This is a genomic window from Streptosporangium sp. NPDC023615 (assembly GCF_040640155.1).
In the GTDB taxonomy this organism is placed as follows: domain Bacteria; phylum Actinomycetota; class Actinomycetes; order Streptosporangiales; family Streptosporangiaceae; genus Streptosporangium.
This window is the reverse complement of the sequence record NZ_JBFABE010000069.1, coordinates 12914-36968: the sequence shown is the minus strand read 5'-3', so window position 1 is coordinate 36968 and position 24055 is coordinate 12914. Positions and strand designations below refer to the sequence as shown.

Annotated in this window: 24 protein-coding genes; 13 read left to right on the top strand and 11 right to left on the bottom strand. The window is 72.0% G+C overall.

Annotation, left to right across the window (positions count from 1 at the left end):
- The first annotated feature begins 208 nt into the window (after nucleotides 1–208).
- Entirely contained in the window at nucleotides 209–634 is a 426-nt protein-coding gene (locus tag AB0G16_RS32185; protein ID WP_362813613.1) for an anti-sigma factor, read from the top strand.
- A 17-nt stretch (nucleotides 635–651) separates the two neighbouring features.
- Complete coding sequence (locus tag AB0G16_RS32180; protein ID WP_344893659.1) at nucleotides 652–1431, top strand: RNA polymerase sigma factor SigF; 780 nt, start codon at nucleotides 652–654, stop codon at nucleotides 1429–1431.
- A gap of 41 nt (nucleotides 1432–1472) precedes the next feature.
- Here the strand turns inward: AB0G16_RS32180 and AB0G16_RS32175 are convergent, their stop codons facing one another.
- A complete protein-coding gene (locus AB0G16_RS32175; protein WP_362813611.1) occupies nucleotides 1473–1871 on the bottom strand; it encodes a hypothetical protein in 399 nt (132 codons plus the stop codon).
- A gap of 78 nt (nucleotides 1872–1949) precedes the next feature.
- Here AB0G16_RS32175 and AB0G16_RS32170 point away from each other — a divergent pair, with 78 nt between their 5' ends.
- Both AB0G16_RS32170 and AB0G16_RS32165 read left to right on the top strand, forming a co-directional pair.
- Entirely contained in the window at nucleotides 1950–2909 is a 960-nt protein-coding gene (locus tag AB0G16_RS32170) for a diacylglycerol kinase family protein (protein ID WP_362813608.1), read from the top strand.
- Between the two features lie 277 nt (nucleotides 2910–3186).
- Nucleotides 3187–3435, top strand: a complete 249-nt coding sequence (locus tag AB0G16_RS32165) for a WhiB family transcriptional regulator (protein WP_362813605.1) — start codon at nucleotides 3187–3189, stop codon at nucleotides 3433–3435.
- A gap of 267 nt (nucleotides 3436–3702) precedes the next feature.
- Here the strand turns inward: AB0G16_RS32165 and AB0G16_RS32160 are convergent, their stop codons facing one another.
- On the bottom strand, nucleotides 3703–5166 hold the full coding sequence (locus tag AB0G16_RS32160; protein ID WP_362813602.1) for a PAS domain-containing sensor histidine kinase: 1464 nt from the start codon (nucleotides 5164–5166) through the stop codon (nucleotides 3703–3705).
- A gap of 68 nt (nucleotides 5167–5234) precedes the next feature.
- Here AB0G16_RS32160 and AB0G16_RS32155 point away from each other — a divergent pair, with 68 nt between their 5' ends.
- The 5 genes from AB0G16_RS32155 (at nucleotide 5235) to AB0G16_RS32135 (ending at nucleotide 10912) form a co-directional block, all read left to right on the top strand.
- Nucleotides 5235–6395, top strand: a complete 1161-nt coding sequence (locus AB0G16_RS32155) for an 8-amino-7-oxononanoate synthase (RefSeq protein ID WP_362813599.1) — start codon at nucleotides 5235–5237, stop codon at nucleotides 6393–6395.
- Nucleotides 6392–7111 (top strand): GntR family transcriptional regulator, encoded by a 720-nt coding sequence (locus AB0G16_RS32150; RefSeq protein ID WP_362813596.1) that lies wholly within the window; start codon nucleotides 6392–6394, stop codon nucleotides 7109–7111. The genes AB0G16_RS32155 and AB0G16_RS32150 overlap by 4 nt, the downstream gene beginning before the upstream one ends.
- Nucleotides 7112–7228: 117 nt before the next feature.
- A complete protein-coding gene (gene bioD, locus AB0G16_RS32145) occupies nucleotides 7229–7951 on the top strand; it encodes a dethiobiotin synthase (protein ID WP_362813593.1) in 723 nt (240 codons plus the stop codon).
- Nucleotides 7952–8037: 86 nt separating this feature from the next.
- The gene (gene bioB, locus AB0G16_RS32140) at nucleotides 8038–9033 is read left to right on the top strand and encodes a biotin synthase BioB (RefSeq protein ID WP_362813590.1); all 996 of its coding nucleotides are present in this window, start codon (nucleotides 8038–8040) and stop codon (nucleotides 9031–9033) included.
- Nucleotides 9034–9259: 226 nt separating this feature from the next.
- Nucleotides 9260–10912, top strand: coding sequence for an acetolactate synthase (locus AB0G16_RS32135; RefSeq protein ID WP_362813587.1), 1653 nt, complete (start codon nucleotides 9260–9262; stop codon nucleotides 10910–10912).
- A 116-nt stretch (nucleotides 10913–11028) separates the two neighbouring features.
- Here AB0G16_RS32135 and AB0G16_RS32130 read toward each other — a convergent pair whose 3' ends face one another.
- Both AB0G16_RS32130 and AB0G16_RS32125 read right to left on the bottom strand, forming a co-directional pair.
- Entirely contained in the window at nucleotides 11029–12804 is a 1776-nt protein-coding gene (locus AB0G16_RS32130) for a protein kinase (protein WP_362813583.1), read from the bottom strand.
- 341 nt (nucleotides 12805–13145) lie between these two features.
- Nucleotides 13146–13328 carry a hypothetical protein gene (locus AB0G16_RS32125; RefSeq protein ID WP_362813578.1) on the bottom strand — a complete coding sequence of 61 codons (183 nt, stop codon included), beginning with the start codon at nucleotides 13326–13328 and terminating at the stop codon, nucleotides 13146–13148.
- Between the two features lie 25 nt (nucleotides 13329–13353).
- Between AB0G16_RS32125 and AB0G16_RS32120 the strand changes: the two genes are divergently transcribed.
- Nucleotides 13354–13734 (top strand): hotdog domain-containing protein, encoded by a 381-nt coding sequence (locus tag AB0G16_RS32120; RefSeq protein ID WP_362813575.1) that lies wholly within the window; start codon nucleotides 13354–13356, stop codon nucleotides 13732–13734.
- A gap of 72 nt (nucleotides 13735–13806) precedes the next feature.
- On the opposite strand, the gene AB0G16_RS32115 is transcribed toward AB0G16_RS32120, so the two are convergent.
- The 5 genes from AB0G16_RS32115 to AB0G16_RS32095 all read right to left on the bottom strand — a co-directional run bounded on the left by AB0G16_RS32115 (nucleotide 13807) and on the right by AB0G16_RS32095 (nucleotide 18618).
- Nucleotides 13807–15087 (bottom strand): HD domain-containing phosphohydrolase, encoded by a 1281-nt coding sequence (locus tag AB0G16_RS32115; RefSeq protein ID WP_362813572.1) that lies wholly within the window; start codon nucleotides 15085–15087, stop codon nucleotides 13807–13809.
- A complete protein-coding gene (locus AB0G16_RS32110) occupies nucleotides 15084–16430 on the bottom strand; it encodes an HD-GYP domain-containing protein (protein WP_362813569.1) in 1347 nt (448 codons plus the stop codon). Before AB0G16_RS32110 ends, AB0G16_RS32115 begins: the two co-directional genes overlap by 4 nt.
- Nucleotides 16431–16667: 237 nt before the next feature.
- Entirely contained in the window at nucleotides 16668–17612 is a 945-nt protein-coding gene (locus tag AB0G16_RS32105) for an NAD-dependent epimerase/dehydratase family protein (protein ID WP_362813566.1), read from the bottom strand.
- A gap of 69 nt (nucleotides 17613–17681) precedes the next feature.
- Nucleotides 17682–17948 carry a mycothiol system anti-sigma-R factor gene (rsrA, locus tag AB0G16_RS32100; RefSeq protein WP_362813563.1) on the bottom strand — a complete coding sequence of 89 codons (267 nt, stop codon included), beginning with the start codon at nucleotides 17946–17948 and terminating at the stop codon, nucleotides 17682–17684.
- 64 nt (nucleotides 17949–18012) lie between these two features.
- Nucleotides 18013–18618 (bottom strand): sigma-70 family RNA polymerase sigma factor, encoded by a 606-nt coding sequence (locus AB0G16_RS32095; protein ID WP_350976859.1) that lies wholly within the window; start codon nucleotides 18616–18618, stop codon nucleotides 18013–18015.
- 285 nt (nucleotides 18619–18903) lie between these two features.
- Between AB0G16_RS32095 and AB0G16_RS32090 the strand changes: the two genes are divergently transcribed.
- Nucleotides 18904–19647 carry a methyltransferase domain-containing protein gene (locus AB0G16_RS32090; protein WP_362813559.1) on the top strand — a complete coding sequence of 248 codons (744 nt, stop codon included), beginning with the start codon at nucleotides 18904–18906 and terminating at the stop codon, nucleotides 19645–19647.
- 25 nt (nucleotides 19648–19672) lie between these two features.
- On the opposite strand, the gene AB0G16_RS32085 is transcribed toward AB0G16_RS32090, so the two are convergent.
- Nucleotides 19673–20005, bottom strand: a complete 333-nt coding sequence (locus AB0G16_RS32085; RefSeq protein ID WP_362813556.1) for a TraR/DksA C4-type zinc finger protein — start codon at nucleotides 20003–20005, stop codon at nucleotides 19673–19675.
- 259 nt (nucleotides 20006–20264) lie between these two features.
- On the bottom strand, nucleotides 20265–21026 hold the full coding sequence (locus AB0G16_RS32080; RefSeq protein ID WP_362813553.1) for an SOS response-associated peptidase: 762 nt from the start codon (nucleotides 21024–21026) through the stop codon (nucleotides 20265–20267).
- Nucleotides 21027–21247: 221 nt separating this feature from the next.
- Here AB0G16_RS32080 and aroA point away from each other — a divergent pair, with 221 nt between their 5' ends.
- Together aroA and rsgA are read left to right on the top strand one after the other, a co-directional pair.
- On the top strand, nucleotides 21248–22525 hold the full coding sequence (aroA, locus tag AB0G16_RS32075) for a 3-phosphoshikimate 1-carboxyvinyltransferase (protein ID WP_362813550.1): 1278 nt from the start codon (nucleotides 21248–21250) through the stop codon (nucleotides 22523–22525).
- An 87-nt stretch (nucleotides 22526–22612) separates the two neighbouring features.
- Nucleotides 22613–23680, top strand: a complete 1068-nt coding sequence (rsgA, locus tag AB0G16_RS32070; RefSeq protein ID WP_362813630.1) for a ribosome small subunit-dependent GTPase A — start codon at nucleotides 22613–22615, stop codon at nucleotides 23678–23680.
- Nucleotides 23681–24055: the final 375 nt, after the last annotated feature.

Genomic DNA, 24055 nt, shown 5'->3' with positions numbered 1-24055 from the left:
GCGACGCGTCAGCGTCGCCATGAGCACAGCTCACCGCGACGCGTCAGCGTCGCCATGAGCACAGCTCACCGCGACGCGTCAGCGTCGCCATCAGCTCGCCATCAACATCACCAATAAACGCCCTCAAATCGCCCTGATCGCGAGTCCAAGCGGGCCAACTGGCGCCTGAGGGCTGTAGGTTGCAGTCAGCGACTCTGCGAGGAGGAACGTGACCGAACACACCGAGGCACCCGCGGTCGGTATGGGCGAGATCCGTGACGTGGTGAGCGTCCGGCTACCGGCGGCGAGTGCCTATCTGTCCGTGCTGCGTACGGCCACGGCCGCACTCGCCGTACGGCTGGACTTCACGCTGGACGAGATCGAGGATCTTCGGATCGCGGTCGACGAGGCGTGTGCGATGTTGCTCACCCAGGCCGTTCCCGGCACCGATCTGACCGCCGAGTTCGAGCTCACCGGCCAGGTGATGAAGGTACGCGTCGAGGTCGGCACGGTGGGGAACACCCCGCCGAAGCGTGATGATTTCGCGTGGATGGTGCTCACCGCCCTGGCCGACGACGTGGATGCCGTAACCGACTCCCCCGACCGTATGGCGATCGTCCTCCGCAAGCGCCGAGGCGCGGCGAGGCCGGCGTGACGGAAAGGACTCGTGCCATGGCCGCCAGCGACCACGCGGTGCCCGACCGGGTGCGTGCGCGCCTGCTCTTCGCCGAGCTGGTGGAGTTGACCTCCGATGACCCGCGGCGCCAGCGCATCCGTGACGAGCTCGTCGAGCTGCACCTTCCCCTCGTCGAATACCTCGCCCGCCGGTTCCGCAACCGGGGCGAGTGGCTGGACGACCTCACCCAGGTCGCGACCATCGGGTTGATCAAGTCGATCGACCGTTTCGATCTCGGGCGGGGCGTGGAGTTCTCCACGTACGCCACCCCGACCATCGTCGGTGAGATCAAGCGCCACTTCCGTGACAAGGGCTGGGCGGTCCGCGTGCCGCGCCGCCTGCAGGAGCTCAAGCTCTCGCTCACCAAGGCGATCAGCGAGCTCTCCCAGCGGGAGGGGCGCGCGCCCACCGTGGCGGAGCTGGCCGCGTTCCTCAAGATGAGCGAGGAGGAGGTGCTCGAAGGGCTGGAGTCGGCCAACGCCTACTCCACGGTCTCCCTGGACGCCCCCGACTCCGGCGACGACGACGCGCCCGCGGTGGCCGACTCCCTGGGGATCGTGGACGACTCCCTGGAGGGCGTGGAGTACCGCGAGTCGCTCAAGCCGCTGCTGGAGCGGCTCCCGCCGCGGGAGAAGCGCATCCTGCTGCTGAGGTTCTTCGGCAACATGACACAGTCCCAGATCGCCACCGAGCTCGGTATCTCACAGATGCACGTGTCGCGGCTGCTGGCCCGGACCCTCGCCCAGCTCCGCGAGGGCCTGACCGTGGACGACTGACCGCGGGCGACCGACGGGTCCCGCCGACCGCGCGTGAACGCTCAGGAGACGGACGACTGATCCTCGTCGCCGTAGAGCGCGTGCGTCGTCGGCGGGGAGAGCAGTGACACCAGTCCGACCAGGGCGAGGGCGATCAGCGGGATGCCGACCGCCCCCTGGCCGGACTGGATCGACGTGATCGCGACCGGGATGGCGAAGATCTGCGCCAGCACGCCGGGGCTCCGCGTCCACCGCTCGGTCCGGAGCATCCCCAGGGCGACCCAGAGCAGCGCGGCCCCCATGATGACGGCGAACGCGGCGACGGCGATGGAGCTCATCACGTCGGCCGGCCGGCCGATCACCGTCTCCACACCGGCGTAGCCGCCGAGGATCACGGCGGTCACGCCTTCCACCGCCAGCACTGCGGCGGCGACGGTGAGGGTCATCGGACGGTTCGGCACGAGGCCAACCCTATCGCCGGGTGGTAGCGCCCGCCTCTTCGCCGTCTCGGCTTCTTCCCGGCGGATACGCTGGGTGTTATGCGCGCGATGCTCCTGGTGAACCCGAAAGCGACGACGACCAATCAACGGACTCGGGACGTGCTGATCAGAGCACTGAGCGCGACGATGGACCTGACCATCGAGGAGACCGGTTACCGGGGGCACGCGACCGAGCTCTCCCGGAACGCGCACGCCTCCGGTTTCGACGTGGTGGCCGTGCTCGGCGGGGACGGGACGATCAACGAGGTCGTGAACGGGCTGCTCGACCCCGTGGACGGCATGGGCGGTGACCAGGGCAGCGCGGCGGACCGGCCGGCGTTGCTGACGATCCCCGGCGGCAGCGCGAACGTCTTCGCCAGGGCCCTCGGGTTGCCCAACAGCTCGGTCGAGGCCGTGGGGGCGATCCTGGAGGCGATCCGCGACGGCAGGCGGCGCACCGTCGGCCTGGGCCAGGCGATCTGGGACGACCACAGCAGGTACTTCACGTTCTGTAGCGGTCTCGGGTACGACGCCGAGGTGATCAGGGCGGTCGAGGGGATGCGCGGCACCGGCCGCAAGGCGACGCCCGCCCGCTACGTGAACACCGCCCTGCACCACTATCTGTCGACCGACAAGCGCCGGCCCGCCATGTCCGTCGAGGGTCCGGACGTGCCGCCGACCGGCGGCATCTTCATGGCCGTCGTCTCCAACACCTCCCCCTGGTCGTACGTCGGCCCGCGACCGGTCTCGCCGACCCCGTGGGCGAGCTTCGAGACGGGGCTGGACCTGCTGGGTCTGCAGCGGCTGGGCCTGCCCTCGATGCTCCGTCTGATGCCCCAGATCATCGGGGAGCGCGAGACGCTGCCGACCGGCCGTCACCTGGTGCAACTCCACGACGAGAAGGAGTTCACCCTGACCGCGGAACGACCGGTGGCCTTCCAGCTCGACGGGGACTACCTGGGGGAGGTGGAGCGGATCACCTTTCGTTCCATTCCCTCTGCGTTACAGGTTCTCGTCTGACGGTTACATGCCGTCAGATGTGACGCATCCGACATCTATTTCCGGCAAAACGTTCTGCCAAAACTCTTGCGTGTACTGAGCGTGGCTGACAATCTCAGGAATGACGTCGGAACGTAGGACCTTTGAGTGCCACCTCGCTCTCCGGTCACCGGCGATCAAGCGGCAAGGCCCCGGATCGGACCACGACCGGGGTGTCTTCCGCGCTGGTTAGTGAAACTCTTCACAAAGTGAGCCGCCGGAGCCGACGCAAGGGCTCCTCTTACGAAGGAGTGGACGCATGGACTGGCGCCACCGAGCCGCCTGCCGTGACGTGGATCCCGAGCTGTTCTTCCCGATCGGCAACACCGGCCCCGCCCTGATGCAGATCGAAGAAGCCAAGCAGGTCTGCCGCACGTGCAGCATCAGTGAAGCATGCCTGAAGTGGGCACTCGAATCCGGCCAGGACGCCGGCGTCTGGGGCGGCCTGAGCGAGGACGAGCGACGCGCCTTCAAGCGCCGCAGCGCCCGGGCACGCGCGCGCGTTTAACTGCGACGCTGTTTCACGGCGACGCTGGCGCGTCGCGGTTCGGCCGCTGGGATCCGGCTCCTTCCCTCGTCGAGGAGGATCGTTCGTTCCTCACGATCCTCCTCTCCTCAGTCCAGTCGCCGGCGCGGCCTCACGGTAGTCCCTCTGAGGTTGTCGGGGCAGGAGCCGGGAGGAGTGAGAACGCCGGTGCCGCTTTTCGACAACGGCCCCCGAGTCGTCGTTGAACCGATCATGACTGTCCCCTCGTCCCGCCCGGAACGGCTCTTCTCAGAGGGCGGGCAGGGGGATGCTCAGGCTGACCTCGGTGCCGCCGCCCTCGCGGGGTTCGACGGCCAGCCGCCCGGACAGTTCGCTCACCACCAGGGTCCGTACGATCTGCAGGCCGAGGCTGGTGCTCCGGTCGAGGTCGAAGCCCTCGGGAAGCCCGCTGCCGTCGTCGGAGACGATCACGTCCAGCCGCTCGGCCCCGCGTGAGACGATCACCTGAAGCCTGCCCTGCCGCTGCGCGAGCCCGTGCTGGACGGCGTTCTGCAGCAGCTCGGTGAGGACCATCGCCAGCGGCGTGGCGATCTCCGAGCGCAGCACCCCGAACGTCCCGATGCGGTTCGGCACGACCTGGGTCTCCGGGGCCGCCACCTCCCCCGTCATCGCGATCACCCGGTCGGCGATGTCGTCGAAGTCGACCTGCTCCTCGGGTGTGTGCGAGAGCGTCTCGTGCACGATCGCGATCGATCCGACCCTGCGTACCGCCTCCTCCAGGGCCTCCCTGCCCTCGGGCAGTTGCATCCGCCTGGCCTGGAGCCGCAGCAGCGCGGCCACCGTCTGCAGGTTGTTCTTCACCCGGTGGTGGATCTCCTTGATGGTGGCGTCCTTGGTCATCAGCTCCCGCTCGCGGCGCCGCAGCTCGGTCACGTCCCTGATGAGGATGAGCGCGCCGATCCGCCCGCCGCCCACGACCAGCGGGATGGCCCGCAGCTGCACCACCGTGCCGCCCGACTCCACCTCCGTCTCCCGGGGTTCCCGGCCGCTCGCGACGATCATCAGGTTCTCGTTGATGGGCTCGTCGGAGTAGCACAGGGTCGCGGTCGTACGGCCGAGCTCGGCGCCGACCAGGTCGGCGTTGAGGCCCAGCCTCCGGTAGGCCGACAGCGCGTTCGGCGAGGCGTACGTGACGCGGCCCGCCCGGTCGAGGCGGAGCAGCCCGTCGCCCACCCTGGGAGAGCGGACCAGGATCGGTTCGGCCCCGGAGAACGGGAAACGGCCCTCGGCCACCATCTGGGCCAGGTCGGACGCGCTCTGCAGGTAGGTCAGCTCCAGCCGCGAGGGGGTGCGCGCGGACGACAGGTTCGTCGAGCGCTGGATGACCCCCAGGAAGTGGTCGGCCCGCCTCACCGGGATGGTCTCCTCGCGGACGGGCACCCCGCTCGACCAGTCGGGATCGCCCTCGCGGCAGATTCGCCTCTCGTTCCAGGCGGTCTCCAGCAGGGGGCGTTCCCCCTTGGCGGCCGTCATTCCCACGATGTCGTCGTGGTAGACGGTCGGCCCCGTGGTGGGCCGCATCTGCGCGATGGCGATCCAGCCGGAGCCGTCCTTGAGCGGGATCCACAGGATGAGGTCGGCGAACGACAGGTCCGCCAGGAGCTGCCAGTCGGAGACCAGCGAGTGCATCCACTCAAGGTCGGCATCGTCGAGTGCGGTGTGACGAACCGCCAGGTCGCTTAGAGTCGGCACCCGTGCATCATGCGTTCTTTGCAGGCCCGAACGCGAATCGGGTGCGTCCTGCTGCAAGGATGCCGCCTATGGAGCAGACTCCCGACCCCCTGGCCAGGCTGCGTACGGCGGCGGCCGCCAGGCAGGCGGCGGGCCTGCGGAGAACCCTGCGCGCCCGTACGCCGGACGACGACGGGCTGCTCGACCTGGCCTCCAACGACTACCTCGGGCTGGCCAGGGACGAGCGCCTGGCCGAGGCCGCGGGGGCCGCCGTCCGCGTCTGGGGAACAGGTTCTACCGGTTCCCGCCTGGTCACGGGCTCCACGGCCCTGCACGCGCACCTGGAGGCGCGCCTGAGCGCCTTCACCGGCGCGGCGGACGCCCTGGTGCTCTCCTCCGGATACCTGGCCAACCTGGCCGCTGTGGCGGTCCTGGGCAGGGACGCCCTGGTGGTCTCCGACGCGGGCAACCACGCGTCGATCGTGGACGCCTGCCGGCTGTCGCGCTCGCGGGTCGCGGTCGCCCCGCACGGCGATGCGGCGGCCGTGGAACGTGTTCTGGCCGGGCGGGACGAGGAGCACGCGGTCGTGGTCACCGACGCGGTCTTCTCGGTGGACGGGGACCTGGCCCCGCTCGCGGAGCTGCGCGCCGTCACGGCGCGGCACGGGGCACTGCTGATCGTCGACGAGGCCCACGCCCTGGGGGTCGTCGGCCCTCGCGGGCAGGGCGCCGCGCAAGCCGCCGGGCTCGCCGCCGACCCGGGCGTTGTGAGAACGATCACACTGTCCAAGGCGCTGGGCTCCCAGGGCGGTGCCGTGCTCGGCGCACCGGAGGTGATCCAGGCCCTCGTCGACACGGGACGCCCCTTCATCTTCGACACCGGGCTGGCGCCGGGCAGCGTGGCCGCCGCGCTCGCCGCCGTCGACATCCTCCGCGACCGGCCGGATCTGCCCTCCCGCGTCCGGAGCAGGGCTCGGGAGCTGGCCGCCATGGCCCGTGACCTGGGCCTGGAGACGGTCGAACCGGCCGGCGCGGTCGTCCCGGTGGTGCTCGGCCCGCCCGAGGCCGCGCTCCGGGCCGCCGCCGTCTGCGCGGAACGCGGGGTGCGCGCCGGATGCTTCCGGCCGCCCTCGGTCCCCGAAGGCCGCTCTTGCCTGCGGTTGACCGCACGCGCCAATCTGAGTTCCGATGATCTAGCGGTGATCAGGGGTGCCCTCACCGCCGTGGCCGAGATGAAGGTGACCATGTGAGCGAGGACTCCCCGAGGATCCCGAAGTACTACGACGTCAAGCGCAGCCTGCTCACCCTCACCAAGAGCCTTCCCGCGGGCAGCGCCCTGCCGCCCGAGCGGGCGCTCGCGGTCCGGTTCGAGACCTCGCGCACCACCGTGCGCCAGGCCCTGTCCGAACTCGTGGTCGAGGGCCGTCTGGTACGCATCCAGGGCAAGGGGACCTTCGTCGCCCAGCCCAAGGTCGCCCAGGTCCTCCAGCTGACCTCCTACACCGGGGACCTGCGGACCGTCGGCCTGGAGCCGGACACCAAGATCCTGGACATCAGCTACGTCACCGCCGACGAACCGCTGGCCCGCCGCCTGGCCATCAACGCCGGCGGCCGGGTCCTGCGCATCCACCGGCTGCGCCTGGCCAGCGGCGAGCCGATGTCGATCGACACCACCCACCTGTCGGCCCGCCGCTTCCCCCGCCTGCGGCGCGAGCTGGAGGTGCACTCCTCGCTGTACGAGACCCTCTACAACGCCTACAACGTGCGGCTGACCGACGCCGAGGAGATCATCGAGACCGTGCTGGCCACCCCGTACGACGCGCAGGTGCTCGGCGTGGACGCGGGCCTGCCGCTGCTCCTGCTCACCCGGCACGCGTTCGACGCGGACGGCAACCCGGTGGAGTGGGCCCAGTCCCTGTACCGGGGGGACCGCTACAAGTTCGTCACCCGCCTGCGCCGCCCCTGACCGGCCCTCGTCCGGGCACCGCCCCAGGCCGGGCCTCCCGCCCGGGACCGGGTCCGCGCCCGGGAGTCGCCCCCGACCGGGCCCCGTCCGGCCGCCGGTCCGCCTAGGGTGTGGCGGGTGAGCATTCTCGTGGTCACCGGGACCGACACCGGTGTGGGGAAGACCGTCGTCACCGCGGCCGTGGCCTCGCTCGCCAGGGAGCGCGACGCCTCCGTCGCGGTGGTGAAGCCCGCGCAGACCGGCGTGCCCGGCACCGGCCCCGGCGACGTGGACGACGTCATCCGGCTCTCCGGGGTGCGGACCACCTTCGAGCTGGCCCGGTACCCGGCCGCGCTCTCCCCGGCGGCGGCGGCGCGCCTGTCCGGCCTGCCCCCGCTGTCGGTCGCGCGGGCGGCGGCCCGGATCCGGGAGCTGGCCGCCTCGCACCGGCTGGTGGTGGTCGAGGGGGCGGGCGGGCTGCTCGTCCGCTTCGACGAGGAGGGGGCGACCCTGGCGGACCTGGCCCGGGCGCTCTCGGCGCCGGTGCTGCTGGTCACCCGGGCCGGGCTCGGCACGCTCAACCACACCGCGCTGACCCTGGAGGCGATGGCCCACCGCGGTCTGGAACCGGCCGGGGTGGTGATCGGCTCCTGGCCGGCCGGCCCCGGCCCGGCCGAGCGCAGCAACGTGGCGGACCTGGAGATGCTGGCCGCCCGGCCGCTGGCGGGAGCCCTCCCCGAGGGGGCGGGGTCGCTGGAGCGCGACGCCTTCGCCCGCGTGGCCCGCGCCGGGCTGGGCCCGGCGCTGGGCGGCGTGTTCGATCCCGCCGCCTTCCGCACCACCCTCAGGCTCTCGCCGTAGCCGGTGATCCGCGGCCCACGGCCTCGTGTTCCTCCCGGGGACGGCTCCCGGGACTCCCGCCCCGAGTCTTCCCCCGGAGGTACCGCATGAACGACATCCTCGAGACCGCCCGCGCCCAGGTGCTCGGCGAGGGCCGCGGGCTCGACGCCGCGCAGGTCCTGCGCTGCCTGGAGCTGCCCGGCGACCGCCTGGCCGAGCTGCTGGCCCTGGCCCACGAGGTACGCATGACGTGGTGCGGCCCGGAGGTGGAGGTCGAGGGGATCGTCTCCCTCAAGACCGGCGGCTGCCCGGAGGACTGCCACTTCTGCTCCCAGTCGGGACAGTTCTCCTCCCCGGTCCGCGCCGTCTGGCTGGACGTCCCCTCACTGGTCGAGGCCGCCCGGGAGACGGCGGCCACCGGAGCCACCGAGTTCTGCATCGTGGCCGCCGTGCGGGGACCCGACCGGCGCCTGATGGACCAGGTGCGCCAGGGCGTGAGGGCGATCCGCGAGGCGGTCGAGATCAACGTGGCGTGCTCGCTGGGGATGCTCACCCGCGACCAGGTCGAGGAGCTGGCCGGTATGGGCGTGCACCGCTACAACCACAACCTGGAGACCGCCAGGTCGCACTTCGGCCGGGTGGTCACCACCCACACCTGGCAGGAACGCTGGGACACCTGCCTGATGGTGCGCGAGGCCGGGATGGAGCTGTGCTGCGGCGGCATCGTGGGCATGGGCGAGACGCCGCAGCAGCGGGCCGAGTTCGCCGGGCAGCTCGGCGAGCTGGAGCCCGACGAGGTCCCGCTGAACTTCCTCAACCCGCGTCCCGGCACGCCGTTCGCGTCCTTCCCGCTGCTGGAGGGGTCCGAGGCGCTCCGGACGATCGCCGCCTTCCGGCTCGCGCTGCCGCGCACGATCCTGCGGTACGCCGGCGGCCGCGAGCTGACCCTGGGCGACCTGGGCACCCGCGACGGCATGCTCGGCGGCATCAACGCGATCATCGTCGGCAACTACCTGACCACGCTGGGCCGCACGGCCGAGGCCGATCTCGCCCTGCTGGCGGACCTGAGGATGCCGATCAAGGCACTGTCCGAGACCCTCTGAGCCCTCCCTGAAGGCCCCTCCGGGCCCCCTTCGAGACCCTCCGGCGCCTCGCCGGGCACCCGCCGCGCCGGGCGGCTCCCGCGACCGCCCGCCGGGTGTCCGGCCCCAGGTACCGGCCACATATTTCCGGACAGACGCGACAGGTGCCGCCCGCATTAGGCCAGGGGTTCTGGGCAGGGGGAACAATCCCTGTCCGGCTAAGTGACTGACTGGTAGGTTGCGCGATATGGAGTCTCCCAAGCACGCAGGTGACATCGCGGTCGCCGTCTCCAAGGCATACGGCATCGAGACCATGTTCACCCTGTCCGGCGGGCACGTCTTCCCGCTCTACGACGGGGCGGTCCACGAGGGCATGCCCATCCTGGACGTCCGCCACGAGCAGAGCGCCGTCTTCGCCGCCGAGGCGACCGCGCGGCTGACCCGCAAACCCGGACTGGCCGTGCTCACCGCGGGCCCCGGCATCACCAACGGTGTCAGCGGGGTGGCCACCGCGCACTTCAACGGCTCCCCCGTGGTGGTCCTGGGAGGTCGTGCCCCGCAGTCGCGGTGGGGTTCGGGCGCGTTGCAGGAGATGGACCACCCGCCGCTGTTCGCGCCGATCACCAAGCTGGCCTTCACCGGCTCGGGGGCCGACTCCATCGCCCAGGACGTGGAGATGGCCTTCCGCACGGCCCTGGCCCCGCACCGCGGCCCGGTCTTCCTCGACTTCCACATGGACCACCTGTTCTCGGCCGCGCCCCCGCTGGAGGAGGAGCCCGAGACGCTGACGCCGTCCCCGCTGGAGCCCGACCCGGACTCGCTGTCCGCGATCGCCCGCCTGCTCGCCGAGGCCCAGCGCCCGGTGCTGGTGCTCGGCTCCGACGTGTGGATGGACCGCGCCGACGAGGTCGCCCGGGCCTTCGCCGAGGAGTACCGCCTGCCGGTCATCCCCAACGGCCAGGGGCGCGGCATCCTGCCCGCCGGCCACGAGCTGCTGGTCACCCGGGCCAGGGGCCTGGCCTTCTCCCAGGCGGACCTGGTGATCGTGGCGGGCGCGCCGATGGACTTCCGGCTCGGCTACGGCTGGTTCGGCGGCAAGGACGGGGCTCCGCTCGCCAAGGTCGTCCACCTGGCCGACGCGCCGTCCCAGCTGACCACGCACATGGACCCGGCGGCCACCGCCGCCGGTGACCTCTCCCTGCTCTTCTGGAGCCTGGGCGCGGCCTGCGCCAACGCCGGCGTCTCCCCCAAGACCTACGCCCCCTGGGTGGCGCAGCTCTCCGAGGCCGCCTCGGCCGCCATCGCCGCCGACGCCGGCCTGCTGGAGTCGGCCTCCGACCCGATCCACCCGATGCGCATCTACGGCGAGCTGAGCAGGATCCTCGCCGACGACGCCGTGGTGATCGGCGACGGCGGTGACTTCGTCTCCTACGCGGGCAAGTACGTCGAGCCGAAGCAGCCGGGCAACTGGCTCGACCCGGGCCCGTACGGCTGCCTGGGCACCGGTCTGGGGTACGCGATCGCCGCCCGGATCGCCCGGCCCTCCTCGCAGGTCGTGCTGCTGCTCGGCGACGGCGCGGCGGGCTTCTCGCTGATGGACGTCGACACGCTCGTGCGGCACCGCCTGCCGGTCGTGATGATCTGCGGCAACAACGGCATGTGGGGGCTGGAGAAGCACCCCATGCAGATGCTCTACGGCTACGACGTGGCCGCCGAGCTGCAGCCCCAGTGCCGCTACGATCAGGTCGTGACCGCCCTGGGCGGCGGCGGCGAGCTGGTGACCGACCCGTCGCAGATCGGCCCGGCCCTGCGCCGCGCGTTCGACTCCGGCATCCCCTACATGGTCAACATCGCCACCGACCCGTCGGTGGCCTACCCCCGCCACACCACGGGCGTCTAGGACCTCTCCGGGCCCCCGCGGCGGAGACTCCTCCGCGGGGCACGGATCCCGTGCGCGGACCCGTGCGCCACCCCGGCCCCCGGCCGTGACCGGGGACGGGACGGCTCCGGGAGGGGTCAGCCCTTGGGAGGCGACGACGTCGTCGGGGTGGGCGTCGGCGGGCACTCGAAGCCGACCGCGGTGATCTCCACCTTCTTGGACGGGTCCCACATCGCGCCGGCCCCGGGCCGGGACTCGACGATCCTCAGGCACTGACCGTCCTTGACGTCGGCGCTCTTGAAGACCTCCGCCTTGAAGCCCGCCTGCGCGAGCACCGCGCTCGCCGCCTCCGGCGTCATGCCCACGGTGTCGGGCACCCGCTTCTTCGGCCTCGGGGGCTTCGCGGACGGGGACGGGCTGGGGGACGGCGACGGGCTGGGTGACTTCGGCTTCGTGACCTCGGGGGTGGGGGTCGGCTCCTCCCTCTCGCTGGGCGTCGGCTCGGACCGTGCTCTCGCGGTCTCGCTCGGACGCGCGCTGGGCGTCTTCCTGACCCGGATCTTGGTCGGCGACGGCGACGGTTCCGCGCCGGAGGCCGTCGGTTCCGCCGTCGGGACGACGTCGCCGGTCGAGCCGGCGGCGATCGCGTTCACCGTGAACGTGGCGACGCCCGCGCACAGCGCGGCCGCGACCGCCGAGACCACGACCAGCCCTGCGCGGCTCCGCGGTTTCCCTGCGGCGCGCCGGCCCCGGCCCTGCGTGTCCGCCTCGGCGCCCCGGCCCGCTCCCGGCGTGGTGGACCACGGCCCGCCCGTCGGGACGTCCGCGGCCCTGCCCCCGGCCTGGGCGTGGGTCGCCTGGGTCTCCTCCCAGGCACCCGCCTGCGGGTCCCAGCCGCCCCCCTGAACGTCCTGGCGGCCCGTCTGCGCCCCGGCGGCGAGGTTGTGGCCCTGCTGCCGGTCGGTCTGGCCCGTCCAGTCGGCCTGGCCCGGCACGAACCCCTGGGGGGCCTGGGCCTGCCACCCGGTCTCCGGGGCTCCGTCGGCACGCTGCCCGACGTGCGAGGACATGCCGCCGTTCTCCGTCTCGAAGGCGGCCTGCCGGGCGGCGGCGCTCATGGCCGCGGCGTTGGGGAAGCGCCGGGCCGGATCCTTGGCGAGGGAGCGCTCCACAAGCGCGCGTACCGCCGGGGGGACGAACGCCGGCAGCGGCGGCGGCGCCTCGCGGATGTGCTTCAGCGCGATCGTCACCGGCGTGTCCCCGTCGAACGGGCGCTGCCCGGCCAGGCACTCGTAGGCCACCACGCCGAGCGCGTAGATGTCCACGGCCGGGGTGACGGGCGCGCCCTCGGCCTGTTCGGGCGCGCAGTAGGCGGCCGTGCCGAGCACCATGCCCGCGTCCGTCAACCGGCTGGCCGTGTCGGACCTGGCGATGCCGAAGTCGGTGAGCACGAGCGTGCCGTCGGAGCGGACCAGCAGGTTGCCGGGCTTGATGTCGCGGTGGACGATGCCCTGGTCGTGGACGGCCTGCAGCGCCGAGGCCGCCTGGGCGATGAGGTCCATCGCGGCGCCCGGGGCGATGCTCCCGAGCCTGCCGAGCAGGCGGTCGAGCGGCTCGCCGTCGACGAACTTCATCACCAGGTACGCCGTCGCCCCCGCGCCGGGCACCTCGTGCACCCCGTAGTCGTAGACGTCGACGACCCCGGGGTGGTTGATCGTCGCCATGGCGCGCGCCTCGCCCTGGAAGCGCACCAGGAAGCCGGGGTCGTCCGTACGGCCCGGGAGCAGCACTTTGACGGCGACGGTGCGGGCCAGGACCATGTCCTCGCCCCGCCACACCTCGCCCATACCACCGGCACCGATGCGGGTGCTCAGGCGATACCGCCCCGCCAGCGTCGTGCCTTGGGCCACCATTACTCCCCCGTAACCCCGTCCACTCCTACCTCAGAGCTCCCCAACAAAGCGGATCCGTATCGCGGCACCGTCTCGGCGCCGTAACGAAACCCTGCCCGCCGTGCGGCTCACATACATGACGCGAGGCGTAGCATCGCACAAAACCAAGAACGTATGCGGGCACTTGCGCACCTTGCAGGCCATTGCCCCCAAGGGGACCTGACGACCACATCGGGACCAACCAGCCCCGACGTCACGAAGACCCCCTCCGGCACGGGAGTCGACTCAGCAAAACCCTACAAGAGTAAGCAAAGAACAGATAAGCACGGAAAACATCGTTTCCGGGCGTTGCTCCGGCCGGGTCAGCCGCTCAGCGAGCCGTGCTCGGCGCAGCGCGCCGTCCAACCGGCGGGGGTCACCTGGACCACCAGCCGGCGGCGGCAGCGGGCGCAGTAGCGCGGCGGCTCCAGCGCGCGGGCCCGGCGGCACCCGTCGTGGCCGGACTCCCCCTCGGGACCTCCGCAGTGGTCGCAGTACGAGATCACGGGACCAGACTCTATGCTGGCGCGCATGACGCTCGCTCCGGGTCTGCAGGCACGGCTCCTCATCATGGTCGAGCGGGAGGACACCGCCGCCAAGGTCGGCAGCGGCGACGTGCCGGTGCTGGCCACGCCCCGCCTGCTGGCGCTCGCCGAACAGGCCACGGTCCAGGCCGTCGCCGGCGCCCTGGACGCGGGCCAGACCTCCGTGGGCACCCGGGTGACCCTGGAGCACCTGGAGGCCAGCCCGGTCGGCACGCACGTCGAGATCGTCGCCGAGCTGACCGGGGTCGACGGGCGCCGCCTGACCTTCGGCTTCACCGCCCGCCACCGGGAGAGCGTCGCCGCGACCGGGACGATCGAACGGGTGATCGTCGACCGCGAGCGCTTCCTGGCCCGCCTCCCCCGCTGACCGTCCCGGCAGCCCGCCTCACCCGCCGGCCGCCCCGGGACTCCTCCTCGCCCCCCGGCCGTGCCCGGGATCCTAGAGCCGGTGGATCGGGGCCAGCCTGTCGATCACCTTGGCCATCGCCTCGACGACCGTCGGGTCGTACTCCCGGCCCACGCCGAGCCTGAGCCGCTCCAGCGCGGCACCGGCCCGGTCGCGGTCGGTGGAACCGCCGACGAGGTCGTCGTAGGCGTTGGCCGCCTTGATGATGCGGCTGGCCGTCGGCGGCGCCTCCGCGCAGGTGTCGCACTGGCGGCGGACGATCTCCGCCACCCTGTCCAGCACCCCGGTCTGCCGGATCACCTCCGCGCCCAGCTCGGCGATGCGCCGCGCCTGCGCGGGATCGGTCAGGACGGTGGCACCGCCGGGGATGGGGTCGCGCAGCGACAACTGGCCGATGTCGTGCATGAGCGCGGCGTACTCCAGCTCCAGCAGCTCCGGCTCGGCCGTGCCGAGCTCGCGCCCGACCGCCACCGCCAGGCGGCTGACCCGCCGGGAGTGCCCGGGCTCGACGTACCCGGCGACCTCGGTGACCCGGGCCAGCGCGCGGACCGTCTGCAGGTAGGTGGCCCTGATCCCGGCGTACTTGCGGAAGGCGACCTGGGTGACCAGCAGCGGGGCGGCGAACACCAGCAGCGCGGCCATGTCCATGCTGTGCGAGGCCAGCGCGAGCAGGATGCCCGAGGCGGCGACCGCGGCCCCCAGCGGCGCGGCCATCCGCAGCTCGTCGCGGACGGCCACGTGGAAGGCGGCGCGCACCTGCTCGGCCCGGAGCACGGCGGCGAGCAGCACGTCGGCCGCCACCATGAGCACGATGAGCAGCGCCATCACGCCGAGCGCGGGCCACCAGCCGGTCTCCCCGCTGCCGGCCATCTCGAACAGCGGCCCGGCCAGCGGCCGGTAGGCCAGCGCGAGCAGGGCCCCGGTGAGCAGCCTGCGCGCCATCGCGTCCAGCCGGGGCGGACGCCCCACCGCCAGGTGCGGCAACGCCCCGGCGACCATGCCGACCGAGAGCACCGCGACGACCTGGAGCGCCGAGTGCCGCGCCGGGACGCCGCCCATGTCCAGCAGGAGCGTGTACCCCAGCGCCGCGGCCGCGCCGATCGGCGCCACCTCCCTGTTGCCGGGCATGGTGAGCCTGGCCAGCTCCCCGACCGCGATCAGCACGCCGAAGGCGACGGCGACGCGCGGGTCGAGCAGCCCGGTCGCGGCGGTGTGCGCCACACCGGCCACCGCCAGCAGCCCCGCCGCGCAGATCAGCAGGAGCTGGCCCGAGTCGAGGTCCTGGAAGGGCCGGATGCCGCCGGTGCCGTTCATCGCTCGGACACCACCTGGATCGGCACGGTCGGGTCGTCGTGGTCCTTCGCGGTCGTCTCGGCGGCGTCGGCCGGGGGCGTGACGACCGTGCGCGGCGGCTCCCAGCCGTCCCGGTCGACGGCCTTGATGAACGCCACGACCATCACCGGGTCGAACTGGGTGCCGGCCCCCTTGCGCAGCTCGGCCATGGCCACCTCGCGGGGACGGGCGGTGCGGTAGGAGCGGTCGGAGGTCATCGAGTCGAAGGCGTCGGCCACCGCGATGATCCTGGCGAACTCCGGGATCTCGTCACCGGCCAGCCCCATCGGGTAGCCCTTGCCGTCCTGGCGCTCGTGGTGGTGCATGATCCCGGCGAACGCCTCGTCCAGGAAGTCGATGCCGCGCACGATCTCCAGCCCGCGCATCGGGTGGAGCTGGATGGCGGCGAGCTCCTCCTCGCTGAGCGGGCCGTCCTTCTGCAGCACCTTGGTCGGCACGCCCAGCTTGCCCACGTCGTGGAGCATCCCGGCGTAGCGGATCGCGCGCAGCCGCTCCGACCCCATCCCGATCTCCTCGGCGATCATGCCGGCGGCCTGGGAGACGCGGGTGCAGTGGCCGCGCGTGTAGTAGTCCTTGGTCTCCACCGCCTGGCAGAGCGCGGCGATCGTGGCGTCGTAGGAGCGCTGCTGGGCGAGGTACTGGCCGAAGGCCCAGCGCGCCACGAAGAGCGGGAGCAGCACGAGCACCGCGGAGATCGAGTTGACCGTGGCCCAGAGCCCGGCGATCAGCAGGCCGAAGGTGGCGTAGCCGAAGTAGGAGACCATGAACTGGACGATGCCCCGCAGCGGCACCTGGTCGGCCTGGCCGGTGAGCGCCAGCACGATCGCGATCAGCGTGAAGTTCAGCGGCACGAACACGGCCGCCGCGCCCGCGAACGGCACGATGATCTCGTCGAACCCGGCGATGGTCGGCACCGCGGGGACGCCGCCGAGCGCCACGTAGACCCGGCCCGCGACATAGCCGCAGATGGCGAACTGGGCGCTGTTGAACAGCCGCTTCACCAGGGGAAGGCCGGGCCGCACGCTGAACATGGCCGTCACGCCGACCAGCGCCGCCCCCTCGGGACCGAGCAGCACCACCGCGGCGAGCACGGCGGAGAAGCTGACCGAGACCGCGGCCTGCCTGACGTTCAGCAGGGTGGGCACCGACTCGCACACCAGGAACAGCAGGGCCAGCACCATGAGGTTGGACCAGTCGAGCCGGTCCAGGCGGCCGCCCGGCAGGACGCTGTATCCGAGCAGCGCGAACGCGGCTCCGATGACCAGGACCAGGTAGACCTTGGCAAACCACGGCAGTCCACGCACAGCGGCCACCCTACGGTTCCGGAGGGCGCGTGCTCAGGTCCAGGAAATCCCGGGAGAGACCGGGTCGACCATTTCCCTCACCATGCGCTCCTCCACGTCGATTTCGCACTCAGGCTACAGAAACGAGCCTGGCCGGGGAGGCGAGACGGCCAATCGCAAGCAAAGCGTGATCAGGCGATCACCCGACGTCGCCCACCCTCACGGACCACGGTCGGCCCGGCCGGTCAGCGAGGCCGGTCAGCGGTCCGAGAGCCTGGTCCTGGCCCAGGCGACGGTGGCCTTCAGGCCGGTGGCCAGATCCGTCTGGGGGCGCCAGCCCAGTCCCTCCAGCGCGGGAGAGGGGTCGACGGCCATGGCCGGCAGGTCGCCCAGCCGGGCCGGGGCCGTGCCCGGCTCGTCGGCGGCGCCCGCCGCCTCCGCGATCAGGGAGTGCAGCTCCAGGTCGGTGGTCTGGACGCCGGTGCCCAGGTTGAACCGGCCGCCGCCGCCCTCGGTGCCGCAGGCGCGCGCGAACCCGTCCACCACGTCGTCGACGAAGACGTAGTCCCTGGTCTGGCCGCCGTCGCCGTAGACCACCGTGGGGGTGCCGTTGAGCAGCGCGTCAGTGAAGATCGCGACCACCCCGGCCTCGCCGTCGGGCGACTGGCGCGGGCCGTAGACGTTGGAGAGCACCAGCGCGGTGTAGTCGATGCCGTGCAGCGCCTTGAACGCCGCCAGGTAGATCTCCGCGCTCAGCTTGGAGGCCGCGTACGGGGAACGCGGGTCGGTCGCCGCGCCACCGGGGACCGGGATGACCGCCGGCCTGCCGTACACCGCGACCGAGGAGGCGAAGACGATCTTGCGGGTGCCGCCCCGGTGGGCGGCGGTCAGGACCGAGGCGGTCCCCTCGACGTTGAGCCGCGCGTCGTGGACCGGGTCGGCCACGCTCTTGCGCACGCTGATCTGCGCGGCGAGGTGACAGACGACCTCGGGCCTCCAGTCGGCGGCCAGCTCGCCCAGGGCGGCGTCGCGGACGTCCATCACGTGCAGGGAGAAGCGGGGGTTCCCGGCGGCACCGGACAGGTTGGCGCGGTCGCCGCCGGACAGGTCGTCCACCACCGCGACCTCGTGCCCGTCGGCCAGCAGCCGGTCGACGAGGGTGGATCCGATGAATCCGGCCCCACCGGTCACGAGCACGCGCATGGTCAACCCCCGTCGTCACGTGGTCGTGGTCACAGGAGCGGCCACGACCCTACGGGAGATCCTAGGAGATCAGCGGGCGATCTCGGAGCGGACCTTGTCGATCCGCTCGAGCACCTTGGCCCGCAGGTCGGCCGAGGCCTGGTCGCAGCCGCAGTGCTTGGCGACCAGTTGCTTGACGACCTGCTCCAGCCCGTACTCCTCCAGGCAGGGGTGACACTCGTCCAGGTGCTGGCGGATGTCGGCGCAGTTGCCCTCGTCGAGCTCGCCGTCCAGGTAGGTGTAGACCTTGTCCAGGACCTCGGCGCAGTCGGTGTCGTGGTGCTTGCCGCAGCTCATGCGATCACCCGCTTCGGACACGCTGAGCCCGTACGGGCGATCTCGGCGTCCCTGTCTCGCTCGCTCACTTGGCACCCTCCGCCGGAACCAGGCCACGCTCGCGGGCGTAGTCCTCGAGCTGGGTCCGCAGCTGACGACGGCCACGGTGCAGCCGCGACATCACGGTCCCGATGGGGGTGCCCATGATGTCGGCGATCTCCTTGTACGGGAAGCCCTCGACGTCGGCGAGGTAGACCGCGATGCGGAACTCCTCGGGGAGCGCGGCCAGCGCCCGCTTCACGTCGGTGTCGGGGAGGTGCTCCAGCGCCTCGATCTCGGCCGACTTGAGCCCGGCCGAGGTGTGCGACTCGGCCCTGGCGAGCTGCCAGTCCTCGATCTCCTCGGCCCCCGACTGCTTGGGCTCCCGCTGCTTCTTGCGGTAACTGTTGATGAAGGTGTTGGTCAGGATCCGGTACAGCCAGGCCTTGAGGTTCGTGCCCTGCTGGAACTGGTGGAAGGACGCGAAGGCCTTCGCGAAGGTCTCCTGAAGAAGGTCCTCGGCGTCCGCGGGGTTTCGGGTCATCCGAAGTGCGGCAGAGTAGAGCTGGTCGAGGTAGGGCATGACATCCCGCTCGAACCGTGTACTCCGCTGCTCCAGAGTCTCCTCGTCTGTCGCAGGGACCGGACCCACCCCCTTAAGATCGCCGGAGTCCTGCTGTCGCGGGACACCGTACTGAGCGGAGAATACCCGTTCAGGACGGACAGGCCGATCACCGGGGCGGGTGACTGGTTCGATGAGGGCGAGCATCTGCTTGCCAACCTCCGAAAGGATCGTGCGTTGTCCGCTTGCAACACGCTCGTCCGGCCATCTGTTCCCGCAAGATAGAAGGTGACGAACGGCCCGGTACGGGGAAAAAGAAGGTACGTACCGGTAGGAGCTAAGACCACCGGATCCTCCCGACGCCAGGAGCTGCTTGTGCTGCCCATCCCGGCCGAAGAGCTGAACGGCTCAGGTGCGCTCGGGCCGTACTGGACCTTTTACCACGCGGTCGTGGCCGAGCAACTGGGCCGATGGCTGCCACGGAGCCCCTCCACCGTCCTCGACATGTCCTGCGGCAACGGCCGCTGGGCCGCCCAGGCCGCCAAGGCCGGGCACCGGGTGGTCGAGGTGGTCGACTTCCGCCGCCCCGTGGACGTCCAGCCACTGCACGACGTCTCCAAGGTCAGCCAGGTACGCGCCGACGACCTGCGTTTCCTGCCCGACGGCAGCGTGGACGCCGTGATGGCCGAGGAACGCGCCCTGTCGGTGGACCTGATGGCCGAGTCCGCGATCGGCGACATCGCCCGGGTCCTGCGCCCCGGCGGGCGGGCGCTGGTCTGCGTCGACTCGCTGGTGCTGGGGATGGCCATCCTCGCCGAGCAGAACTACTGGGCCCACCTGCGCCAGACCGGCGAGGTCATGCTCGTGCCCTGGCCGGACGGGAGCATCACCCGCTGCTTCAGCAGCGTCCAGCTCCGCGAGCTGCTCACCGACGCCGGCCTGGAGGTCGAGTGGATACGGCCCCGCACGGTGCTGTCCCCCTCGACCGTCGACCACGTGCTGGCCTCCGACTCCCGGGCGCTGACCTGGCTGGTCAACACCGAGCTGGACACCCACCCCGAGGACGACGACACCGTGGGGATCCACCTCGTGGCGAGCGCTCGGCGGCCTGGCCCGTAGGGCGGGAGAGGATGCCGGACCGGGGTCAGCGCCTGCGTTCGCGCCTGGACTGGCACTGCACGCAGCGGGCCGCCTCCGGGCGCGCCTCCAGCCTGCTCTCCGGGACCGGACCGCCGCAGTCGGCGCACAGGCCGTAGCACCCCTCGTCCATCCGCCTGAGCGCCTCCAGCACCGAACGCCGGTGGCGGACGGCCACGTCCAGCAGGGCCTGGTTCCGGCCGGACTCGGTCAGGTCCAGGCCTCCGTCGGCCCGTGAGCGCTCCCGTACGGCGGGGGAGTCCCCGCGGAGCACCTCGATGGACCGGTCGAGTTCGGCGAGCATGCTCTTCAGGCGCTCGCGCACGGTCACGACATCCACGACTGCGCACCTCCGGGCGAACGGGGGCGGCCTGTGAAGGGATCCCCGACTTTCCCGTCAGGCGCGAAAAGGGTGAGCTCTGCGGCGGCAGCCTCCTTGCCGCACCCGAGGCACCGCTTTTCTCACCGGATGCCCGCTGGGCGGAAGTTTTACACCGGCCGGGCCGTTGTTTTACGACCGGGAATGCCGTCCGCACCGGACCCGGAAGGGCCACCGGCCCCTTCAGCAGGGGTCGGCGGGGCCGGAGCGCCTGGCATTCTCAGAGGCGCGCCTTGCTCCCGCCCCCTCCGGCCTCGACGGGCTCCAGCAGTTCCGGGCCGTTGTTGCGCACCGAGTTGACCGCGGTGGAGACCGGATAGATCTCCAGGCCGGTGGAGCCGGCGGGGATCAGGAACTCCTGCGCGTCGGCCACACCCGGGTCGAGCCAGTCGCCCCAGCGGTCCCGCTCGATCAGCATCGGCATCCGGTCGTGGACCACGCCCGCCGCGTCCACGGCGTCGGTCGTGATGATCGTGCAGGTCACCAGCCAGGAGAGCGGGTCGTCCTCGGGCCGTCCCTTGTCGCGCCAGAACTCGTACAGCCCCGCCATGGCCATCACGCCGCCGTCGGCGGGGTGGACGAAGTAGGGCTGCTTCCTCGGCTTGCCCTTGGCGTCCTTCTCGTCGAGCACGGCCCACTCGAAGTAGCCGTCGGCCGGGATCAGGCACCTGCGCTCGGCGAACGCCTTGCGGTAGGACGGCTTCTCCGCCACCGTCTCCACCCGCGCGTTGATCATCTTCGAGCCGATGGACGGGTCCTTCGCCCAGGCCGGGACGAGCCCCCAGCGGACCACGCGGAGCTGCCGCACCGCGCGGCCCTCCGGAGCCGTCCTGGGCACCCGGCTCATCACCGCGTACACCGGTTTCGTGGGCGCGACGTTGTAGTCCGGCCTGAGCTCGTCGTCGGCCGCGCCGTCCAGCTCGACCTCGAACTCCTCCAGCAACTCCTGCTTTTTCCGCGCAGAGGCGTATCTCCCGCACATGTCTCCACCTTGCCACGTCCCGCCCCGATGGGGCCCTGCGACCTCTGTCCTCGATCGTGTCCTCGATCGTGTCCTCGTGCGACGGCGCCGGGCGCGCCGCCGATCGCGCCGCGGGACCGTCCCCGGGCGGATCGCGGCCCTCTCCCCCGCGTCCGCGCGCCGGAGATCCCCTCGACGTCACCCCACACCTGCCCGTACCGGGTCCCGGTAGGCTTTTGACCATGTCCGCTCCGCTGTGGCCCGCCCCGACCGCGACCGAACCCGTCCGCGCGACCGTCGCCCTGCCAGGGTCGAAGTCCGTGACCAACCGCGCGCTGCTGCTCGCCGCGCTGGCCGAGGGCCCCGGCACGGTCAGGCGCGCGTTGCGCAGCCGTGACGCCGACCTGATGGCGGACGCGCTGCGGGCACTTGGCGCCGGCATGACCCCCTCGGCCGAGAGCGCCTCCGCCGTCGACTGGGCGATCACGCCGGGCCCGGTCACCGGCGGTGCCCGCGTCGACGTGGGCCTGGCGGGCACGGTCATGCGCTTCGTGCCGCCCATGGCGGCGCTGGCGGCGGAGGAGGTGTTCTTCGACGGCGACCCGCACGCCCGCAGGCGCCCGATGGGGCCGATCCTGCACGCGCTGCGCGCCCTGGGCGCCGAGGTGTCGGGGGACGCGCTGCCGTTCACGATCAGGGGCCCGCTGACCGGCGGCGAGGTCAGGCTGGACGCGTCGGGCTCCTCGCAGTTCCTCTCCGGCCTGCTGCTGACCGCCGCGCGCTTCACCAAGGGCGTGACCGTACGCCACGACGGCCCGCCGATCCCCTCGCAGCCGCACATCCTGATGACGGTCCAGATGCTCCGCGAGTTCGGCGTCGTGGTGGACGACTCCGAGCCCGACGTCTGGCGCGTCGAACCCGGTCCCATCGGCGCCAGGGACTTCACGGTGGAGCCGGACCTGTCCAACGCGGCGCCGTTCCTGTGCGCCGCCATGGTGACCGGCGGCACGGTCACCGTCCCGGACTGGCCGGCCCGCACGACCCAGCCGGGCGACCAGCTCCGCACGCTGCTGGCCGGCATGGGAGCCTCGGTCGAGCACACGCCCGGCGGGCTGACGGTCACCGGCACCGGGCGGATCGGCGGCATCGAGGCGGACCTGCGGGACGTGGCGGAGCTGACCCCCACGATCGCCGCGCTGGCCGCCCTGGCCGACTCCCCCAGCAGGATCGGCGGCGTCGCCCACATCCGCGGGCACGAGACCGACCGGCTGGCCGCCCTGGTGGCCGAGATCAACGGCCTGGGGGGCGACGCGAACGAGACCGAGGACGGCCTGGAGATCCGGCCCCGCCCGCTGTCCGGCGGGGTGTTCCACTCCTACGCCGACCACCGGATGGCCACCGCCGGAGCGGTGATCGGCCTGGCCGTGCCCGGCGTCGAGGTGGAGGACATCGCCACCACGGGTAAGACCCTGCCCGAGTTCGCCTCCATGTGGGCGGACATGCTGCGCGGCGCGCGGTGAAGGGCGAACGGCGGCCGTCAGGCCCTGGAGGCGCCCGGTGACGACCGTCCCAGCGGGGGCGGCACCGGGCCGGACGAGGCGGAGAAGCTGAGAAAGCGCGAGTACGACGAGGACGACGTCAAGGTCAGGCCGGGCAAGGGATCCCGGCCCCGGACCCGGATCCGCCCTGCCCACGAGGACGCGGTCCCGGCGTTCGTGGTGGCCGTGGACCGCGGGCGCTACACGTGCCTGGTCGAGTCGGCGGGCGAGAAGGGGCGCCGCCGCAAGAAGGACCACGCCGAGGGCGCCGCGATGAGCGGCCGCGTCGTGGTCGCCATGAAGGCGCGCGAGCTGGGCCGCAAGGGGATCGTGGTCGGCGACCGGGTCGCCCTGGTGGGCGACGTCTCCGGCATGGCCGACACCCTGGCCCGCGTCGTACGCGTCGAGCCCCGCGTCTCCATGCTCCGCCGCTCCGCGGACGACACCGACAACACCGACGGCATCGAGCGTCCCGTCGTCGCCAACGCCGACCAGCTCGTCATCGTGACGGCCCTGGCCGACCCGCCGCCCCGCCCCCGCATGATCGACCGGATGCTGGTCGCGGCCTTCGACGCCGACATCGAGTCGCTGCTCTGCCTCACCAAGTCCGACCTCGCCTCCCCCGAGGAGCTGGTCGCGCTGTACGCCCCCCTCGGGGTCCCGTACGTGGTGGTGCGGAAGGGCGGCGGTCTCGACGAGGTGCGGACGCGCCTGAACGGCCGCATCAGCGTGCTCGTGGGCCACTCGGGGGTGGGCAAGTCGACGCTGGTCAACGCCCTGGTCCCGGACGCCAACCGGGCCGTCTCGCACGTGAACGCGGTCACCGGCCGGGGCCGTCACACCTCGACCTCGGCCGTGGCCCTGGAGCTGCCCGGCGGCGGCTGGATCATCGACACCCCCGGTGTGCGGAGCTTCGGCCTGGCCCACGTCTCGGTGGAGACGGTGCTGGCGGGCTTCCCCGACCTGATCGAGGGCACCGTCCAGTGCCCCAAGGGTTGCAACCACCTCGCCGACGAGTGCGCCCTGGACGCCTGGGTCGCGGCGGGCCACGCCGACCCGGTCAGGCTGGCCTCCCTGCGCCGCCTCCTCGCCAGCCGCGAGGGCGCCCCGGAGGAGGACCGCCCCCAGGACCCCTGACCCCCCGGACACGCCTCACCTCCTCCCCGGGGACTTCGCTCGCCCCTTTTCTCGTCCGGTCGGCTCGATGATCGGTCATCTCCGGGGTGACTGCGGTGATCCGGTGGCGGGGTGGGCGGGCACGATCGGCCTTGTCCGCGTTCACGAAGCCGGAACGCCGGACTCGGCACCCACAGATCAAAGCGACCCGACGAATCACCGCCAAGGCCCGTTCCGTGGATCGTCTGAGCCATGGCGGTAAACACCTCATGAAACGGGGCTGAACGGCATGATGCGCCGTTCAGCCCCGCAGGAATCATCTCAGAAGGTGTCCGGATATCCGGTGTCGTACTGAGGCGAGGTGGACGAACTCCAGCCCACACCGTCGAACGTGTC

What these genes read in the sequence shown, in the direction of transcription:
- AB0G16_RS32180 (WP_344893659.1), top strand. Translation starts at nt 652, where the DNA reads ATGGCCGCCAGCGACCACGCGGTGCCCGACCGGGTGCGTGCGCGCCTG.
- AB0G16_RS32170 (WP_362813608.1), top strand. Translation starts at nt 1,950, where the DNA reads ATGCGCGCGATGCTCCTGGTGAACCCGAAAGCGACGACGACCAATCAA.
- AB0G16_RS32165 (WP_362813605.1), top strand. Translation starts at nt 3,187, where the DNA reads ATGGACTGGCGCCACCGAGCCGCCTGCCGTGACGTGGATCCCGAGCTG.
- AB0G16_RS32155 (WP_362813599.1), top strand. Translation starts at nt 5,235, where the DNA reads ATGGAGCAGACTCCCGACCCCCTGGCCAGGCTGCGTACGGCGGCGGCC.
- bioB (WP_362813590.1), top strand. Translation starts at nt 8,038, where the DNA reads ATGAACGACATCCTCGAGACCGCCCGCGCCCAGGTGCTCGGCGAGGGC.
- AB0G16_RS32135 (WP_362813587.1), top strand. Translation starts at nt 9,260, where the DNA reads ATGGAGTCTCCCAAGCACGCAGGTGACATCGCGGTCGCCGTCTCCAAG.
- AB0G16_RS32130 (WP_362813583.1), bottom strand. Translation starts at nt 12,804, where the DNA reads ATGGTGGCCCAAGGCACGACGCTGGCGGGGCGGTATCGCCTGAGCACC.
- AB0G16_RS32120 (WP_362813575.1), top strand. Translation starts at nt 13,354, where the DNA reads ATGACGCTCGCTCCGGGTCTGCAGGCACGGCTCCTCATCATGGTCGAG.
- AB0G16_RS32115 (WP_362813572.1), bottom strand. Translation starts at nt 15,087, where the DNA reads ATGAACGGCACCGGCGGCATCCGGCCCTTCCAGGACCTCGACTCGGGC.
- AB0G16_RS32105 (WP_362813566.1), bottom strand. Translation starts at nt 17,612, where the DNA reads ATGCGCGTGCTCGTGACCGGTGGGGCCGGATTCATCGGATCCACCCTC.
- rsrA (WP_362813563.1), bottom strand. Translation starts at nt 17,948, where the DNA reads ATGAGCTGCGGCAAGCACCACGACACCGACTGCGCCGAGGTCCTGGAC.
- AB0G16_RS32080 (WP_362813553.1), bottom strand. Translation starts at nt 21,026, where the DNA reads ATGTGCGGGAGATACGCCTCTGCGCGGAAAAAGCAGGAGTTGCTGGAG.
- aroA (WP_362813550.1), top strand. Translation starts at nt 21,248, where the DNA reads ATGTCCGCTCCGCTGTGGCCCGCCCCGACCGCGACCGAACCCGTCCGC.